Raw genomic sequence first — 17,937 nt, 5'->3', positions numbered from 1 at the left:
AAACTGACTCACGGCAATAAGCAACGCCCTTCCGCTGAGCGGGAGGGCGTTGCTTTGTTGTCAGCTCAGAAAGGCAACAGCGGATCAACCGCGATCGCGATGAACAGCAGTGTCAAGTAGCTGATCGAGGCGTGGAAAACCCGCATCGGCTTGGGCTCTTCACCGCGGACTGACCGATTGTAGAGACGGTGCGATTCGTAGATGAACCATCCGCCGAAGACCACGGCAGACACGCTGTAGACCAGGCCCATACCAGCGACGGGTATCAGGAGCAACGAACACACGAGCGTGGCCCATGCGTAAAGAATGACCTGCAAGCCAACCTGCGAGCTGCTGCGGGTAGCTCCAAGCATCGGCACGTGCACGTCGTCGTACTGATCCTTGTATTTCATGGACAGCGGCCAGTAGTGCGGCGGGGTCCAGAGGAACACCACCACGAAAAGGATGAATGGCGCCCATGCGAGCGAACCGGTGACAGCTGTCCAGCCGATGAGCACGGGGAAGCAACCCGCAATTCCGCCCCAAACGATGTTCTGTTCCGTTCGGCGCTTGAGGATCATCGTGTAGATGACGACATAAAAGAAGATCGCGGCGGCCGAGAGCGTTGCAGCCAACCAGTTTGTCGTAACCCACAGCCAGGCCGTCGAGCCGATAGCAAGCACCCACGAGAAGATCAAGGCAGCACGCGGTGACACCTCGCCGGTAACCAAAGGTCGGTTCACCGTGCGCTTCATGTGCGCGTCAATATCGCGATCGAGGTACATGTTGAACGCTGCGGCAGACCCCGCACTCAGCGACCCACCAATCACCGTGGCGAGAACAAGCCACAAATCGGGCAGACCACCAGCGGCGAGAATCATGACCGGAACAGTTGTCACCAAGAGGAGTTCAAGCACGCGCGGTTTCGTCAACGCGATGTAGGCGCGGATCGTCGTGCCGAAACTCTGGTTCGCAGCCGAGGATGCAGAAACGGACGTCTGAGAAGCCGCCGTCGTCGAAATGTCCATCGCCCCCGCTATCGAAGTCTTGTGAGCCCGGTCAAGTCTATGGCATTCAATGACGTGCGCCTCCGCCCTCCCGCGACTTCCGCAATGCTGCAAATCACGTCAAAATGCCCTCCGAACACACGATTGGTACTCGACCTAGCGAAAGACTGTGACACACAATCGTTCACATGAGGCCCCGGGCATACCCCTTCGCTATGCTGAGACTGCACGCGCGTCTCGCGCCTCATCCCCCTCTCTTGTCCGGAATGCGGGCTGGGATTTGGCGGAAAGCGGGCGCTCCTCGAGAAAGGCCTTTTGTGTCGGAACTGCGTTGGGATGAAATCGATCGGCGTGCGGTGGACACCGCCCGTGTGCTTGCGGCTGATGCCGTAGAGAAGGTGGGCAACGGCCACCCTGGCACCGCGATGAGCCTCGCTCCCGCTGCATACCTGCTGTACCAGCGTGTGTTGCGTCATGACCCGACCGATACCGACTGGCTGGGACGCGACCGCTTCATTCTCTCGGTCGGCCACTCATCTCTGACCCAGTACGTTCAGTTGTACTTGGGCGGCTTCGGTCTCGAGCTCGACGATTTGAAGGCGTTGCGCACGTGGGGCTCACTGACTCCAGGGCACCCGGAGTACGGCCACACCGACGGTGTCGAGATCACCACTGGTCCACTCGGCCAGGGCCTGGCGTCGGCGGTCGGCTTCGCCTATGCCGCACGCTATGAGCGCGGATTGTTCGACCCGGATGCGGCGGCGGGCACCTCGCCCTTCGATCACAACATCTATGTCATCGCTGGTGATGGCGACCTGCAAGAAGGTGTTACCAGTGAAGCGTCATCACTTGCTGGCCACCAGGCGCTGGGCAACTTGATCGCCATCTACGATTCCAACCAGATCTCGATCGAAGATGACACCAATGTCGCATTCACCGAAGACGTCGCTGCTCGTTACGAGGCATACGGCTGGCACGTTCAGACGGTCGACTGGAAGAAGACAGGCGACTACGTCGAAGACGTCGCCGAACTGCACGCGGCAATTGAGGCGGCAAAGAGCGAGTCTGAGAAGCCGTCTCTCATCATTCTGAAGACGATCATCGGGTGGCCGTCCCCCGGCAAGCAGAACACCGGCAAGATTCACGGCTCGGCGCTGGGCGGCGATGAGCTCGCTGCGACCAAGAAGGTGCTCGGCTTTGACCCTGAGCAGTCTTTCGTCGTCGCAGACGACGTGATTGCTCACACTCGCGCACTCAAAGACCGTGCCGCTGAGGCGCGTGCCGAATGGCAGCGCTCTTTTGATGCGTGGGCGAACGCGAACCCCGAACGCAAGGCGCTGCTTGATCGGCTCGAGGCAAAGGCGCTCCCCGAGAACATCGATGACGCATTGCCCACGTTCGAAGCGGGCAAGGACGTATCGACCCGTGCCGCATCGGGCACGGTCATCAACGCTCTCGCGGCCGAACTCCCCGAACTATGGGGCGGCTCGGCCGACCTGGCAGAGTCGAACTTGACCACCATCAAGAGTGCGAAATCGTTCATCCCCACCCAGTGGTCAACGAGCGAATGGTCCGGTGACCCCTACGGTCGCGTGCTCCACTTCGGCATCCGCGAGCACGCCATGGGCGCGATCGTCAATGGAATCATCCTTCACGGCCCCACCCGTGCGTTCGGTGGCACGTTCCTGATTTTCAGCGACTACATGCGCCCGGCGGTCCGGTTGGCTGCGCTGATGAACATCCCGTCGGTGTTTGTGTGGACACACGACTCGGTAGCGCTGGGCGAGGACGGCCCCACACACCAGCCGATTGAGCAGCTTGCCACGCTTCGCGCGATCCCCAACTTCGCTGTTGTACGCCCGGCCGATGCGAACGAGACTTCGGCGGCATGGCTTGAGATCTTGCGCCGCAACGAGGGCCCATCGGGTATTGCGCTGACCCGCCAGAACATTCCGGTGTTCCCCCGCGGCGAAGGCGATGCCTCGGGCGACGAGTTCGCATCGACAGCAGGAGTGGCCAAGGGCGCCTATGTGCTGGTGGATGCTGCCAACGGCGCGCCCGATGTGCTGCTCATCGCGAGCGGCTCAGAGGTACAACTCGCGGTAGCAGCGCGCGAAACGCTGGCGGCTGAGGGTATCGGTGCGCGCGTCGTGTCGGTGCCATCACTCGAGTGGTTCGACGAGCAAGACGCCGACTATCGGGAGTCTGTGCTTCCTGCTGCTGTCAAGGCGCGCGTTTCGGTTGAAGCCGGAATTGGCCTCACGTGGCGCCACCTCGTCGGAGACACCGGCCGCTCGGTTTCGATCGAGCACTTTGGCGCCTCCGCCGACTACAAGACCCTGTTCCAGAAGTTCGGCATCACCGCTGAGGCCGTTGTTGAAGCGGCGCGCGAAACCATCAAGGAGAACGCATGAGCACCACCCCCACCGCCGACCTTTCCCACGCAGGCGTCAGCATCTGGCTCGATGACCTCTCGCGCGACCGTATTGCCTCGGGCAACCTCAGCGAACTGATCTCGACCCGCGACGTCGTCGGCGTGACCACCAATCCGACGATCTTCCAGGGCGCAATTTCGGCAGGTATCGGCTACGAAGAAGCAATAGCCGCTCAGGCCGGCAAGGGGGCGACGGTAGACGACACGATCTTCTCGCTCACCACGACCGACGTGCGCGACGCTTGCGACATCTTCCGTCCGATCTACGACGCAAGCAACGGCGTCGACGGTCGCGTTTCCATCGAGGTCTCCCCCGACCTCGCTCACAACACCGAAGAGACGATCGCGCAGGCCAAAGACCTGTATCAGGCTGTTGACCGTCCCAACGTGCTGATCAAGATTCCAGCAACCAAAGCTGGTTTGCCGGCCATCACCAAGACAATCGCTGCGGGCATCAGTGTCAACGTCACACTGATCTTCAGCCTGGAGCGCTACGCCGATGTCATCGACGCGTATCTCGCAGGCCTCGAGCGCGCCCACAGCGCCGGGATCGACCTGACTGGCATCCACTCGGTGGCATCATTCTTCGTCTCGCGCGTTGATACCGAAGTAGACAACCGCCTCAAGGCAATCGGCACCGACGAAGCGACTGCTCTGCTTTCGAAGGCTGGCATTGCGAACGCGCGTCTCGCCTACGAACTGTTTGAGCAGAAGTTCGCCGAGAAGCGTGCCCAAGACCTCGTGGGCTTTGGCGCGAACGTGCAGCGCCCACTGTGGGCATCCACGGGAGTGAAAGACCCCGCGTTGCCCGACACCCTGTATGTCACGGAGCTGGTCGCTGCGGGAACCGTGAACACGATGCCCGAAAAGACGCTGCAAGCAACGTTCGACCACGGTGTCGTCACGGGTGACACCATCACCGCCAACTACGCCGACGCGCACAGCGTTATTGACTCGCTCGCCGCTGTGGGCGTCGATGTTGATGACGTTACCCAGGTGCTTGAAGATGAGGGTGTTTCGAAGTTCATCGCTTCGTGGCACGACCTGCAAGGCACCGTTGAATCAGCGCTGAAAGACGCGGCAGCCCGGTGACCTTCGCGATCCACCTGAGCGGCCACGTCAAGTCGGTCGTTGAACAGACACTGCCGACGCTGGTGGGATCCCTCGTTGCTTCTGGAATCACCGCCGGCGATTCCAGCCTGTGGGGCCCCGATGCCGAGGCCGAAGCGACTAAGCGGCTCGGGTGGGTCGACGCCGTGAGCGTCTCGCGCCCCCTGGTAGAGGAGATTCTCGCGCTTCGTGAGGAGCTTGTTGCCAAGGGCATCACTCGCATCGTGCTCGCCGGCATGGGCGGTTCATCACTGGCACCCGAGGTGATTGCACAGACCTCAGGCGTGCCGCTCGTGATCGTCGATACCACCGCTCCTGGGCAGTTGCTGGCCGCCATCGACGGCGGCGCCGATGGCGATCTCGCGCGGACTGCCCTGGTCGTTTCGTCGAAGTCTGGTGCCACGGTCGAAACCGACTCTGCGAAGCGGGTGTTCGAGGCAGCCTTCCGTGATCTCGGCATTGATCCGCTTGATCGGATCATCGTGGTGACAGACCCGGGTTCGCCTATGGATCAAGCCGCTCGCGCGGATGGCTACACCGTGTTCAATGCCGACCCAAATGTCGGCGGGCGTTACTCCGCATTGACTGCGTTTGGACTGGTACCCACGGGCCTTGCAGGCGTCGATATCACCGAACTCCTCGACGAAGCAGACGCATCACTGCTCGAAGTAGCGATCGACAGCCCCGATAACCCCGCACTAGTGCTCGCCGCCGCTATCGCGGGAGGCGCTCCTCGGCGCGACAAGCTCGCTCTGATCACAGACGGCACCCACATCGTGGGGTTGCCGGATTGGATCGAGCAACTGGTCGCAGAATCCACCGGCAAGGAGGGCACCGGTATTTTGCCCGTACCGCTTCTGCCCGTATCTCCCGAGGTCGAATCACGCCCCTCCGATCTTCAGATCGTCCGACTTGTCGATGAGGCAAACGAGTTTCACTTCTTTGAGCACCACGAGGGCGAGATTCTCATCAGCGGCTCGTTGGGCGCGCAGTTCATCGTCTGGGAGTATGCCACCGCCATCGCCGGTCAAATGCTTGGGATCAACCCTTTCGATCAGCCCGACGTCGAGTCAGCGAAGAGCGCCACCCGTGGGCTGCTCGACGCGCGCCCGCAAGCGACGGCGCCTGCCTTCGTCGCTGACGGTGTCGAAGTGCGAGTCTCAGACCCTGCGCTGGCTTCGTCCGGCACCATCGCGGGCGTACTCGACGCGCTGTGGGCACAACTGCCCGCAGATGGGTACGTTTCTGTGCAGGCCTATGTCAACCGACTCGCCTTGCACCAGTTGCAGGGCCTTCGTGAGCTGGTAGCCGCCGACTCTGGCCGACCAACCACGTTCGGTTGGGGGCCGCGCTTCCTTCATTCCACCGGGCAGTTCCACAAGGGTGGCCCCGCGACCGGAGTCTTCCTTCAGATTCTCGAAGCAACAGATCTCGATCTCGAGATCCCCGAGCGCCCTTTCACCTTCGGTCAGCTCATCGCCGCACAAGCCGCCGGGGATGCCAGTGTGCTCGCCGCGCATGGTCGGCCTGTCGTGACGCTCACACTCACTGACCCGCAGTTCGAAATTCTGTCGCTCTTCGAAGCGGCGCAATAGGAGTCTTCACTCAATGACAATCGACATCTCGCGAGGCAATAATCCGCTTCGTGACGCCGGCGATGACCGACTTAACCGGATCGCCGGCCCTAGCGCCCTGGTCATTTTCGGAGTCACTGGCGATCTTTCGCGTAAGAAGCTGATGCCCGCGGTGTACGATCTCGCGAACCGCGGGTTGCTCCCTCCTGGATTCGCCCTCGTCGGCTTCGCACGGCGCGACTGGGAGGATCAAGACTTCGCTGAGGTTGTTCATGAGGCGGTGCGCGAACATGCGCGCACTGAGTTCAGGGATGAAACCTGGCAGCAGTTGCTTCAGGGCATTCGGTTCGTGTCTGGTGAGTTCGGCGACCCCGAAGCGTTTGCTCGTCTGCGCACGACCGTCGAGAAGCTCGATGTCGAACGAGGAACGATGGGCAATCATGCCTACTACCTGTCGATTCCTCCGAAGGACTTCCCCCTCGTCGCTGAGCAACTGAAGTCGTCCGGACTGGTGGATGACACCGCAGACCAGCCCGACCGCTGGCGCCGTGTGGTCATCGAGAAGCCGTTCGGGCACAATCTGGACACCGCGCAGTCGCTCAACGACGCGTTGCGCTCCGCGTTCCCAGCCGACTCCATTTTCCGAATCGATCACTACCTCGGAAAAGAGACCGTGCAGAACATCTTGGCGTTGCGGTTCGCCAACGAGCTGTATGAACCGATCTGGAATCGCAACTACGTCGACCATGTGCAGATCACCATGGCCGAAGATATCGGGGTCGGCGGCCGCGCCGGCTACTATGACGGCATCGGCGCTGCACGTGACGTCATTCAAAACCACCTGCTGCAGTTGATGGCGTTAACCGCGATGGAAGAACCGATCTCGTTCGATGCCGCGAATTTGCGTGCTGAGAAAGAGAAAGTGCTCGCGGCCGTCACACTGCCCGACGACCTCACGCTCTCGACAGCTCGCGGCCAATACGCGGGAGGGTGGCAAGGCGGCGAGAAGGTGCTCGGCTTCCTCGAAGAAGACGGCATGAATCCCGAGTCCACCACCGAGACGTACGCGGCGATCACCCTCGAGGTGAACACCCGACGCTGGGCCGGCGTTCCGTTCTATCTGCGAACTGGCAAACGGCTCGGCCGCCGCGTCACTGAAATCGCCGTGGTCTTCAAGAGTTCACCGGAACAGCTGTTCTCTCGCAGCCAAACCTCTGGCCAGGGACAGAACGCACTTGTTATTCGCGTGCAGCCAGATGAAGGCGTGACCATCCGTTTCGGCTCGAAGGTTCCTGGCGCGGGCAACCTGGTGCGCGATGTCACCATGGACTTCGGCTACGGGCATGCTTTCACTGAGGCGAGTCCTGAGGCATACGAGCGGCTCATTCTCGACGTGCTACTCGGTGATCCCCCGCTGTTTCCCCGACACGAAGAAGTCGAGCTGTCGTGGAAGATTCTCGACCCGATTGAAGAATTCTGGACCGCCCAGGGCGGTCCACTCGAACAGTACTCACCCGGGTCTTGGGGTCCGGCTTCCGCGGACGAGATGCTTGCCCGCGATGGACGTGTCTGGAGGCGCCCGTGATCGTTGATCTGCCCGATACCACCGTCAGCAAAATCTCTCGTGCACTTGTTAATGTGCGCGAAGAAGGTGGCGCAGTCGCACTCGGTCGAGTTCTGACCCTCATCATTCTCACTCGTCACGGCGCGCTTGAAGAAGTGATCGAGGCTGCGAACGATGCGTCCCGCGAACACCCGATGCGAGTCATCGTGCTGATGATCGCAGACGGCGAAGCGGAGTCTCGCCTTGACGGTCAGATCCGTGTGGGCGGAGACGCCGGTGCGAGCGAAGTCGTGACGTTGAAGGTTCAGGGCGAAGTCGGCGACAGCAACCTCGAGTCTTTGGTGACGGGTTTGCTGTTGCCCGACGCGCCCGTCGTCGTGTGGTGGCCCAACCGTACGCCCGATTTTCCATCGAAGACCTCGATCGGCAAGATCGCCCAACGCCGAATCACCGATGCGGCCACCAAGTCAGATCCGTCGAAATGGGTGTCCTCGTTGGGCGATCGCTACGCCCCCGGCGACACAGACTTGGCATGGACCCGTCTCACCAGGTGGCGCGAACAGCTCGCAGCGATTCTCGACCAGCCGCCGTACGAACGGGTGACATCGGTGCGGGTGCGTGGAGCGGCCGACTCGCCCTCCACTGCTCTGCTCGCCGCTTGGCTGCGTCTTGCACTCGATGTCGAGGTTGACTGGGGCTATCTCGACGAATCTGAATGGCCGCACGGTATCAAGTCGGTCAGCCTTGTTCGCGAGAGCGGCGAAGTGCTGTTGGAGCGTCCCAGTGCGGGAGTGGCGATCCTCACTCAGCCTGGCCAGCCAGTGCACGATCTTTCTTTTCCTCGACGCACGTTGCGTGAGTGTCTTGCTGAGGAGCTGCGACGCCTCGATCCAGACCTCCTGTATGGTCGAGTCATCAGCGAAGGTTGGAACCTGCTGGGCCCACCGACGGTGGTTGGCCCGTCCAACCAGACACAGGAGTAGGCGAATATGGTCGAAGCGTGGGCCGAAAAATTTGTGGTCATCGGCCCAGACCCGGTGTCGCTCGCCGCATCAGTGGCAGATAGATTTCTTGACCGTGTTGGCAAGCGTGCGAGCGTAGGAAAGACAGTGCACGTGTCGCTCACGGGTGGATCGATGGGATCCGCGGTGCTTGCGGCAGCAGCGCGTAGCGCCGAAGTAAGCAAGATCGACTGGTCACACGTTCATTTCTGGTGGAGCGATGAGCGCTTCGTCAGCCGCGATGACGCCGACCGCAACGAAAAGCAGGCGCGTGAAGCTCTGCTCGACAGCCTTGACATTCCCGCGTCGAATGTTCACTCGGTCGCGGCCAGCGACGATGGTGGCAGCCTCGATGATGCCGCCGCCGCGTATGCAAAGGAACTCGCCTCTTTCGGCCGAGATGGACGACTTTGGCCGTCGTTCGATATCTGCTTCCTCGGTGTGGGCCCCGACGGCCACATCGCTTCTCTCTTCCCCGACCGCGGTGAAATCCACATCACCGATGCGGCGACCGTTGCCGTGCGCGACTCCCCTAAGCCGCCACCGGAGCGCGTCTCAATGACCCGGCCAGTTATCAACGATTCCAAACGGGTATGGATGGTGCTCACCGGAGCGGACAAAGCATCGGCGCTGGGACTCGCACTCGCCGGAGCGAGCTACTCCAACGTTCCGGCCGCCGGCGCGAAGGGCCGCAAGCGCACCGTCTTCTTCGTCGATGAGATGGCTGCAGAAAAGGTTCCGCACGAGTTGATTGACCGCGAGTACTGATCTCGCGACACAAGAGATAGAAAGAGCGGATGCCGACAGGCATCCGCTCTTTTTTGCTAAGTCTTGATGGTTACACCTGGCCGCGTCGGTCACGCAGTTGGGTGAGCGCGTCGTCGAGAAGAGTGCCTGCCTCTTCGTCGGAACGGCGTTCCTTTACATAGGCGAGGTGTGTCTTGTACGGCTCAGCTTTCGCAACCGCTGGCGGGTTCTCCTTGTCGCGACCTGCCGGAAGCCCGGAGTGCGGCGAGTCAATCGTCTCGGGGATTTCCTCTTCTGGAATTCCTGCAGCGAAGTGGCGCACCGTCTCGTTGCCAAGTGCGTCCCAGTATGAGATCGTCACTCGATCGGCGTGAAAACCATGATCCTGCTCGCCCATGGGACCTGCACCTACGCGAGTGCCCCGGATTGCGTTACCGCCAGTAGCCATTAGACCTGAAATTTCGTGATGAGGCCGAGCGCAACAATTGCGACGAACCAGATGAGCGCAAGAACGATCGTGAACCGGTTGAGGTTTCTTTCCGCAAGCCCCGAAGAGCCCAAGGACGAAGTCATTCCTCCACCAAACATGTCGGACAAGCCGCCACCGCGCCCCTTATGGAGCAAGATGAGGAGGGTCAGCAGGAGGCTTGTGATGCCAAGTAGCACCTGCAGGACGAACTCGAGGATATCCACTGTCTTTGAAGCCTTTCGTGGCGATCAACTACCGATCGCACAAGGGTCAAGTATACGACGAGACGAGGGATGCTACGGAAGACCCGCAGCATCCCTCGTCATAAGTCATACGCCGACGTGTTTTTGGAACCGAATGATCGCGGCGAACTCGTCTGCGACGAGGCTCGCCCCGCCCACGAGAGCACCGTCAACATCAGGCTCGCGCATAAAGCTCGCGATGTTTGCGGACTTCACAGAACCGCCGTAAAGAACGCGGGTCTTCGCCGCAGCGTCCGCACCCATTTTACTCGAGATGACTTCGCGCAGTTTGGCACAGACGTCTTGAGCCTGCTGCGGAGTTGCAGCCTGGCCCGAGCCGATCGCCCATACGGGTTCGTACGCAACCACGATTTCAGCGTCTGCGGCGACACCAGAAAGTGCCACTTCGAGCTGTCCCGCCGGGACCGCGCTGGCACCGAACTTCTCGAGGTCTTCAGCTGTTTCTCCGACGCAGATCACCGGCACGACACCATGACGCAGTGCTGCCTGAACCTTGGCGGCAACGACCTCGTCAGACTCGGCGTGATACTCGCGTCGTTCGGAGTGACCGATGATGACATAGCCACACGAGAGCTTTGACAAAAACGCGCCCGAAATTTCTCCGGTGTACGCGCCCGAGTCGTGTGACGAGATGTCTTGCGCGCCGAGCGCAAACGGAATCTTGTCTGCGTCGATGAGCGTCTGGACGGTGCGGATGTCGGTGAAGGGCGGGAAGACCGCTACCTCAACCGAACCGTCTTCGTGCGCGGCGTCCTTCAACGTCCAGTGCAACTTCTGTACGAACGCAACCGCCTGCAGGTGGTCGAGGTTCATCTTCCAGTTACCCGCGATAAGCGGGGTTCTTGCTACTGCCATCCGAGGACCTCCAGTCCGGGGAGCTTCTTACCCTCGAGGAACTCGAGGCTTGCGCCGCCGCCCGTCGAGATGTGACCGAACTGGTCATCGGAGAAGCCAAGTTGACGAACCGCGGCAGCCGAATCGCCGCCGCCGACGACCGACAGGCCACCGACCTCGGTGAGGGCCTTGGCCACGGTCTTAGTTCCGGCCGCAAATGCTGACATCTCAAACACGCCCATCGGGCCGTTCCAGAAGACCGTGTTCGACTCGCGAATCGCGACAGCAAACAGCTCAGCCGTCTGCGGCCCGATATCAAGTCCCAGTCCGTCTGCGCCGAACGGCGTGTTCTCAAGTTCGTCTGCCGGGGCAACCTCGTACGCGGCGTCTGCAGCAAACGATGCCGCAACGACTGCGTCCACGGGAAGGATAAGTTCGACGCCCAGTTCTTTGGCCGTCTCAATGTATCCCCGAACGGTGTCGAGCTGGTCTTCTTCGAGAAGACTCTTGCCGACCTTGTAACCCTGGGCAGCAAGGAACGTGAACATCATTCCGCCACCGACACAGATCTTCTGCACCCGCGGTAGCAGGTGGGCGATCACGCCGAGCTTGTCGCTGACCTTCGATCCACCGAGGACCACCGTGTACGGCGCCTCAGGGTTCTCAGTAAGCCGGTCGAGAACATCGAGCTCTTTGGCGATAAGCAATCCCGCTGCGGAGGGCAGGATTTCGGCGAGCTCGTACACCGATGCCTGCTTGCGGTGCACAACACCGAAGCCATCGGATACGAGGGCATCCCCGAGCTCAGCGAGCTGCTCAGCGAAAGCGTGACGTTCTGCGTCATCCTTAGCCGTTTCGCCTGCGTTGAAACGGAGATTCTCGATAACTGCAACTTCACCGCCTTCGAGGGCGGCAACTGCGTCATGGGCAGATTCACCGACGGTGTCGCGAGCAAAAGCGACGGGCTTACCCAGCAATTCTGAAAGCCGCTGCGCCACCGGTGCGAGAGAGTACTTCTCGTCGGGTGCGCCAGCCGGCCGGCCGAGATGCGAGCAGATGACCAGCCGAGCGCCCTGATTGATCAGAGCGTTCAGCGTGGGAAGAGAGGCCCGCACGCGGCCATCGTCCGTGATATCCCCATCCCGCAAGGGAACATTGAGGTCACAACGGACGATGACGCGCTTGCCTGCGAGCGACCCGAGCGATTCTTGGGTGCGCAGTGGCATGGTTATCGCTTAGAGCGTCTCAGCAACGTACTCGGTCAGGTCGACGAGACGGTTGGAGTAGCCCCACTCGTTGTCGTACCAAGCCGACACCTTCACCAGGTTGCCGCTGACGTTCGTGAGCTCCGAGTCGAAGATCGACGAGTGCGGGTTGCCCTGAATGTCGCTGGACACGATCGGGTCTTCGGTGTACTGCAAGAATCCGGCGAGGGCACCAGAAGCGGCAGCATCCTTGTAGACGGCGTTGATCTGCTCGGCAGTCAGTCCGTCAGTGGGGGTCACGATCGTAAGGTCGACAATCGAGCCGGTGGGCACGGGAACGCGGTACGAAGAACCGCTCAACTTGCCGTTGAGCTCGGGCAGCACATGCCCGATAGCTTTTGCCGCTCCGGTCGAAGCCGGGACGATGTTGATCGCTGCGCCACGTGCACGGCGAAGGTCGCCGTGGGGGCCGTCCTGCAGGTTCTGGTCGGCGGTGTACGCGTGAGCGGTCATCATGAAGCCGCGCTCGATACCGAACGCGTCGTTGAAGACCTTCGCGAGGGGTGCGAGGCAGTTCGTGGTGCACGAAGCGTTCGAGATGATGACGTCAGTCTCGGGGTTGTAGTCGCCCTCGTTCACGCCCATGACGATCGTGACGTCGTCACCGGTGGCCGGTGCCGAGATCAGAACCTTCTTAGCGCCGCCCGCAATGTGCTTCTTAGCGTCTTCTGCCTTGGTGAAGCGACCCGTCGACTCGATAACGATGTCAACGCCCAGCTCGCCCCAAGGGAGGTTGGCCGGGTCGCGCTCTTCGAAGACCTTGATCTTGGTGTCGCCGACGGTGATCGAGTCACCATCGTACGAGACGTCCTGCGACAGTGGGCCTCCGACGGAGTCGTACTTGAGCAAGTGCGCAAGCGACTTGTTGTCGGTGAGGTCGTTCACCGCAACGATTTCTATGTCTGCCCCCTGCGCGAGAGCCGCGCGGAGGTAGTTACGTCCGATTCGGCCGAAGCCATTGATACCGATCTTGACAGCCACGGATTCTCTCCTGAGATGTGTCGTGCGCGTGTGCGCGGTTTAGTGCGATTCAGACTATGGACATCGGCGTCCCGGCAGGCATACCCGCCGGGACGCCCACGCTTGCTACGACAGTACCAGCAGGCCTGCAGTCTTCTCGCGGGCTGTAGTGAAGCGTGACTGAACGTTGCCCCAGTCAGCGATGTTCCAGAAGGCCTTGACGTAGTCGGCTCGCACGTTCTTGTAGTCGAGGTAGTAGGCGTGCTCCCAAACGTCGAGGAGCAGCAGCGGCACCGAACCAGCAGCAAACTGGGACTGCTGATCGAAGAACTGCTGGATGATCAGGTTCTCGCCGATCGAGTCCCAAAACAGGCCCGCCCAGCCTGAACCTTGAACGCCCAATGCGGCCGCGGTGAAGTGAGCCTGGAACTTGTCGAATGAGCCGAAGTGGTCATCGATCGCCGAGGCCAGGTCGCCGGTGGGCTTGTCGCCACCGTTTGGCGAGAGGTTGGTCCAGAAAATCGAGTGGTTGGTGTGCCCGCCTAGGTTGAAGGCGAGGTCCTTCTCTAGTTTGTTGACGTAAGCGAAGTTGCCGCTTTCGCGGGCTTCAGCGAGCTGCTCCAGTGCGGTGTTTGCGCCGGTTACGTACGCCTGGTGGTGCTTCGAGTGATGCAACTCCATGATCGACGCGCTGATGTGCGGCGCGAGCGCGGAGTAGTCATAGGTGAGCTCGGGCAACGTGTAGGAGGCCATGTTCTCTCTTCCGATCGATGCCGCGCCGAAACTCCCGGACGCGGCGGGGTGTCGGTTCCATCCTAGTGACGCGCGCAGCCCGACTGGCAGGGGTTGCGATACTTCGTCACATGTGATGGATCAGTCTTCGATACCTGCGGGCACAGCAGATTCGGTGCCAGGCAGACCTTCGGCGTCGGCTTTCTTGTCAGCCATCGCTAGGAGCCGGCGGATGCGGCCCGCGACGGCGTCTTTGGTAAGTGGCGGGTCGGCGTGATGGCCGAGTTCGTCGAGGCTCGCATCGCGGTGTGCGAGGCGCAGATCGCCAGCCTCGCGCAGGTGGTCAGGGATATCGTCGCCCAGAATCTCCATAGCTCGCTCAACGCGCGCGCACGCGGCGACCGCGGCCTGTGCAGAGCGGCGCAGATTGGCATCATCGAAGTTCACTAGGCGGTTCACGCCAGCTCGCACCTCGCGGCGCTGACGAAGTTGATCCCATTGACTTGCTGCGTGCTCAGCGCCCATCGCCGATAGGGCTGCACGAATGGCTTCAGCTTCGCGCACTACTACGCGCGGCACCGCGCGCACCTCTCGCGCTTTTGCCGCAACACCGATGCGGTGGCCTGCGCCCACGAGAGCCATTGCAGCTTCCGACGAGGGGCAAGTGATTTCAAGCGCTGCCGAGCGGCCAGGGTCGCTCAGCGAGCCTGCCGCGAGAAACGCACCGCGCCATACGGCAGTCAGGTCTCCCCGCGACCCTGTGGTGAGCTTGTTGGGAAGGCCGCGCACGGGACGTCGGCGCTGGTCGAGAAGCCCGGTCTGACGCGCCAAGGTTTCGCCGCCCTCGATGACACGAACCGCGTAAGAACTACCCACACGACCGCCAGATCCCTGCACGAGAACCAATTCAGGACGAACACCGTAAAGCTCAACGAGCTCCCGAGCGGTACGGCGGGCCAGCACGTCAGAGTCAAGCTCCGCCTCGACCGCCACCCGATTCGCGATGGAATGGAGTCCGCCAGAGAAACGGAGCAACGCGGTGAGCTCCGCAACCCGAGCTGTGGGGCGCGGGTCTCGCACGCTAATCAGCTCAGCCTTTACATCAGCGGTCAACGACAACGGATCTCCTTGCGTTTCAGTCTTAGGGACGATCGTCCAGCCTACTCGCGCAGCGGCTCATTCGCGCCCCAGATCGCGATCCTTCACCCGGACCGTCACATCGGGAACCGAATCCAAACGGGCAGCCAGCTGTCGCGCCATGACGACAGAGCGGTGCTTACCGCCGGTGCAGCCAATAGCAACCACAGAGTGACGCTTGTTTTCACGCTGGTAGCCGTCGAGCACGGGACGTAGTGCTTGCGCGTACGCATCGATGAACTCTTCCGCACCCGTTTGCGCCATCACAAACTCACGCACCGTGTCGTCTTTGCCTGTGAGCGAGCGCAACGACTCGGTCCAGAACGGGTTCGGCAGAAACCGCATGTCAGCGACCATATCTGCATCTGGTGGCATCCCGTATTTGAAGCCGAAACTCAAAATAGTGACCGTGTGCCTCGCAGCCCCCTTCATAGTGAAGAGTTCGGCGACCTCAGTGGAAAGCTGATGAATGTTGCGCGACGATGTGTCGATAATGACGTCGGCACTCTCACGCATCGGTGCGAGCACTTCGCGTTCCCGGTGAATTCCATCGACGATCGTGCCGTCCCCCTGGAGGGGATGCGGACGGCGTACCGACTCGAATCGGCGCACCAGCACCTCGTCGGAAGCATCCAAGAACATCATTCGTGTCTGTCGACGCTCGCGCAAAGCCTCCAGCGCGGCTGGCAGCTCTGCGAACAGATCGCGACCGCGTACATCGACGACCACAGCCACTCGTGGCAGCGCTCCGCCAGCAAGCTCTGTGAGGTCCATAAGCGGGCGCATCATCTGAGGCGGCAGGTTGTCGACCACATACCAACCGAGATCTTCAAGCGCGTTCGCCGCTGTCGAACGGCCGGCACCAGACATGCCAGTCACAATGAGTACTTCGCCCGCGTCTTGTCGCCTTGTTTCAGTCATACGCGCCTCATGGCAACCACCCTACCCATCTGTCAGATGGGTATGAATCGCGGAGGCGAGTGATGGTCCGATTCCAGGCAGTGCGACAATCTCTTCCTCCGAGGCGCGCTTGAGTGCCGCGACCGACCCAAAGTGACGCAACAGCGCTTTTATGCGGGCCTCGCCAAGCCCCGGCACCTCTGCCAGCACGCTTTGGATGTCTCGGCGTCGGCGCTTGCGCTGATGCGTGATGGCAAACCGGTGCGCCTCGTCACGCAGACGCTGAAGTAGATAGAGGGCTTCTGAGGTCCGCGGCAAGATGACCGGGTATTCTTCACCCGGCAGCCAGACCTCCTCCAGCCGTTTGGCAATGCCACACAGAGCAATCTCTTCGTGCCCTGCTTCTTTTAGGGCACGTGCAGCAGCAGCGACCTGAGGCTGACCACCATCGACAACAAGCAACTGCGGTGGATAGGCAAAGCGGGGCTTTCTGCGTTCGGTCACGACCGTACCGTCTTCATTGACGGTTTCTACAGCTGTCTCAGGCTCGGGACGATCAAGATAGGCGAGTCGCCTCGTCAGCACCTGACCGATGGAATCGGTGTCGTCTGTGGTCTCGGCAATCGAGAACGAACGGTACTGATCTTTACGTGGCAGGCCGTCTTCGAACACAACCATCGATGCGACGACATTTGTTCCGCTCAAGTGCGAGACGTCGTAGCATTCAATTCGCAGCGGTGCGTCTGCCAGCTCCAGAGCATTCTGCAGGTCGGTGAGCCCTTGAGTGCGAGCCACGTAGTCGCTCGTGCGGCGAGTTTTGTGAATCATCAGTGCCTGCCGCGCGTTCAACGCTGCAGTGCGCATCAGATCAGCCTTCTGCCCACGTTGCGCGACCTGAATAGTGACTTTCTTGCCGCGGCGCTCTTGAAGCCACTGCTCGAGCTCGCCCGTGTCATCGGGAAGCGCCGGCACAAGCACCTGACGCGGAACCTCTCCCCCGCGAGCATTGCCGTACGTGCGCTGCAGAATCTGGTCGACCAACTCACCGCCGCTGATATCGAGTTCTTTTTCGATCGTCGTGGCGCGCACTGCGCGCACCCGCCCGCCTCTGATCACGAAATGCTGCACAGCCGCCGCAAGTTCGTCTTCGGCAATACCGAACAGGTCGACGTCGATATCGTCGTCGAGCACAAGCGCACTCTTGCTGAGCACGGCGTCGATCGCCTGCAGCCGGTCGCGATAGCGCGCGGCTGCTTCGTAGTCCATCGCCGCCGATGACTCACGCATTCGAGTCGTCAGCTCTTTGGCAAATCTCTGGTCGCCACCTGACATGAACGCCATGAAGTCGTTGACGATCGCACGGTGCTCTTCAACGCTCACTCTGCCCGAGCAGGGCCCACCGCATCGGCCAATCTGTCCGGGGAAACACGGCCGACCGGTGGCCATAGCTTTCTTGTACGACGCATCGCTGCAGGTGCGAATCGGAAAGACCTTGATCATCAAGTCGATGGTGTCGTGCACCGCCCACACCTTCGGGTACGGACCGAAGTAACGCGCCCCAGCGATGCGCCGGTTGCGGGTGACAATCACGCGCGGCGCTTCATCAGCGAGGGTGATCGCCATGAAGGGATACGATTTGTCGTCTTTGTAGCGCACGTTGAACGGCGGATCGAACTCCTTGATCCACATGTACTCAAGCTGCAGTGAATCAACGTCGCTATCAACGACGGTCCACTCGACCGACGCCGCCGTCGTGACCATCCGTCGAGTGCGCTCGTGCAGGGTGTGCAGCGGCGCGAAGTAGTTCGACAGTCTCGAGCGGAGGTTCTTCGCTTTGCCGACGTACAGCACTCGCCCTTCGGCATCGCGAAACCGATAGACCCCCGGATTTGTGGGAATCTCGCCCTGCTTCGGCTTATACGCAAGCTCTGGACGAGAAGTTCGGCCAGTGGATGCCACGG

General features: G+C 61.2%; 16 protein-coding genes. 6 read left to right on the top strand and 10 right to left on the bottom strand.

Annotated elements, in window-relative coordinates; genetic code table 11:
* Window positions 1-65: 65 nt before the first annotated feature.
* On the bottom strand, window positions 66-1,007 hold the full coding sequence (locus AB0O81_RS10980) for a heme o synthase (RefSeq protein WP_363584176.1): 942 nt from the start codon (window positions 1,005-1,007) through the stop codon (window positions 66-68).
* A 296-nt stretch (window positions 1,008-1,303) separates the two neighbouring features.
* Here AB0O81_RS10980 and tkt point away from each other — a divergent pair, with 296 nt between their 5' ends.
* The 6 genes from tkt to pgl are packed head-to-tail and all read left to right on the top strand — an operon-like array spanning window position 1,304 to window position 9,437.
* Window positions 1,304-3,400 carry a transketolase gene (tkt, locus tag AB0O81_RS10975; RefSeq protein WP_363584174.1) on the top strand — a complete coding sequence of 699 codons (2,097 nt, stop codon included), beginning with the start codon at window positions 1,304-1,306 and terminating at the stop codon, window positions 3,398-3,400.
* On the top strand, window positions 3,397-4,512 hold the full coding sequence (gene tal / locus AB0O81_RS10970) for a transaldolase (RefSeq protein WP_363584172.1): 1,116 nt from the start codon (window positions 3,397-3,399) through the stop codon (window positions 4,510-4,512). Before tkt ends, tal begins: the two co-directional genes overlap by 4 nt.
* The gene (locus AB0O81_RS10965) at window positions 4,509-6,125 is read left to right on the top strand and encodes a glucose-6-phosphate isomerase (protein ID WP_363584170.1); all 1,617 of its coding nucleotides are present in this window, start codon (window positions 4,509-4,511) and stop codon (window positions 6,123-6,125) included. The genes tal and AB0O81_RS10965 overlap by 4 nt, the downstream gene beginning before the upstream one ends.
* 13 nt (window positions 6,126-6,138) lie before the next feature.
* Complete coding sequence (gene zwf, locus AB0O81_RS10960; protein WP_363584168.1) at window positions 6,139-7,689, top strand: glucose-6-phosphate dehydrogenase; 1,551 nt, start codon at window positions 6,139-6,141, stop codon at window positions 7,687-7,689.
* Window positions 7,686-8,651, top strand: coding sequence for a glucose-6-phosphate dehydrogenase assembly protein OpcA (locus AB0O81_RS10955; RefSeq protein WP_363584166.1), 966 nt, complete (start codon window positions 7,686-7,688; stop codon window positions 8,649-8,651). Before zwf ends, AB0O81_RS10955 begins: the two co-directional genes overlap by 4 nt.
* A gap of 6 nt (window positions 8,652-8,657) precedes the next feature.
* Window positions 8,658-9,437 (top strand): 6-phosphogluconolactonase, encoded by a 780-nt coding sequence (gene pgl, locus AB0O81_RS10950; protein ID WP_363584164.1) that lies wholly within the window; start codon window positions 8,658-8,660, stop codon window positions 9,435-9,437.
* A 70-nt stretch (window positions 9,438-9,507) separates the two neighbouring features.
* Here pgl and AB0O81_RS10945 read toward each other — a convergent pair whose 3' ends face one another.
* From AB0O81_RS10945 to uvrC, 9 genes are all read right to left on the bottom strand, one after another.
* Window positions 9,508-9,864 carry an RNA polymerase-binding protein RbpA gene (locus AB0O81_RS10945; protein WP_363584162.1) on the bottom strand — a complete coding sequence of 119 codons (357 nt, stop codon included), beginning with the start codon at window positions 9,862-9,864 and terminating at the stop codon, window positions 9,508-9,510.
* On the bottom strand, window positions 9,864-10,109 hold the full coding sequence (gene secG / locus AB0O81_RS10940; protein WP_337337786.1) for a preprotein translocase subunit SecG: 246 nt from the start codon (window positions 10,107-10,109) through the stop codon (window positions 9,864-9,866). Before secG ends, AB0O81_RS10945 begins: the two co-directional genes overlap by 1 nt.
* A 105-nt stretch (window positions 10,110-10,214) precedes the next feature.
* Window positions 10,215-11,003 (bottom strand): triose-phosphate isomerase, encoded by a 789-nt coding sequence (gene tpiA, locus AB0O81_RS10935; RefSeq protein WP_363584159.1) that lies wholly within the window; start codon window positions 11,001-11,003, stop codon window positions 10,215-10,217.
* Complete coding sequence (locus tag AB0O81_RS10930) at window positions 10,994-12,208, bottom strand: phosphoglycerate kinase (protein ID WP_363584157.1); 1,215 nt, start codon at window positions 12,206-12,208, stop codon at window positions 10,994-10,996. The genes tpiA and AB0O81_RS10930 overlap by 10 nt, the downstream gene beginning before the upstream one ends.
* A gap of 9 nt (window positions 12,209-12,217) precedes the next feature.
* A complete protein-coding gene (gap, locus tag AB0O81_RS10925) occupies window positions 12,218-13,228 on the bottom strand; it encodes a type I glyceraldehyde-3-phosphate dehydrogenase (RefSeq protein WP_363584155.1) in 1,011 nt (336 codons plus the stop codon).
* 105 nt (window positions 13,229-13,333) lie between these two features.
* A complete protein-coding gene (locus AB0O81_RS10920) occupies window positions 13,334-13,960 on the bottom strand; it encodes a superoxide dismutase (RefSeq protein ID WP_337337782.1) in 627 nt (208 codons plus the stop codon).
* Between the two features lie 120 nt (window positions 13,961-14,080).
* Entirely contained in the window at window positions 14,081-15,058 is a 978-nt protein-coding gene (gene whiA / locus AB0O81_RS10915) for a DNA-binding protein WhiA (RefSeq protein ID WP_363584152.1), read from the bottom strand.
* A 57-nt stretch (window positions 15,059-15,115) separates the two neighbouring features.
* Entirely contained in the window at window positions 15,116-15,997 is an 882-nt protein-coding gene (rapZ, locus tag AB0O81_RS10910) for an RNase adapter RapZ (protein ID WP_363584150.1), read from the bottom strand.
* Window positions 15,998-16,018: 21 nt separating this feature from the next.
* Window positions 16,019-17,935, bottom strand: a complete 1,917-nt coding sequence (gene uvrC, locus AB0O81_RS10905; protein ID WP_363584148.1) for an excinuclease ABC subunit UvrC — start codon at window positions 17,933-17,935, stop codon at window positions 16,019-16,021.
* Window positions 17,936-17,937 lie beyond the last annotated feature (2 nt).

Origin of the sequence: Microbacterium sp. NPDC076911, from assembly GCF_040687125.1 — a bacterium.
Classification (GTDB): domain Bacteria; phylum Actinomycetota; class Actinomycetes; order Actinomycetales; family Microbacteriaceae; genus Microbacterium.
Note: the sequence above shows the minus strand (reverse complement) of the source record. Positions and strands in the feature narration are given on the sequence as shown.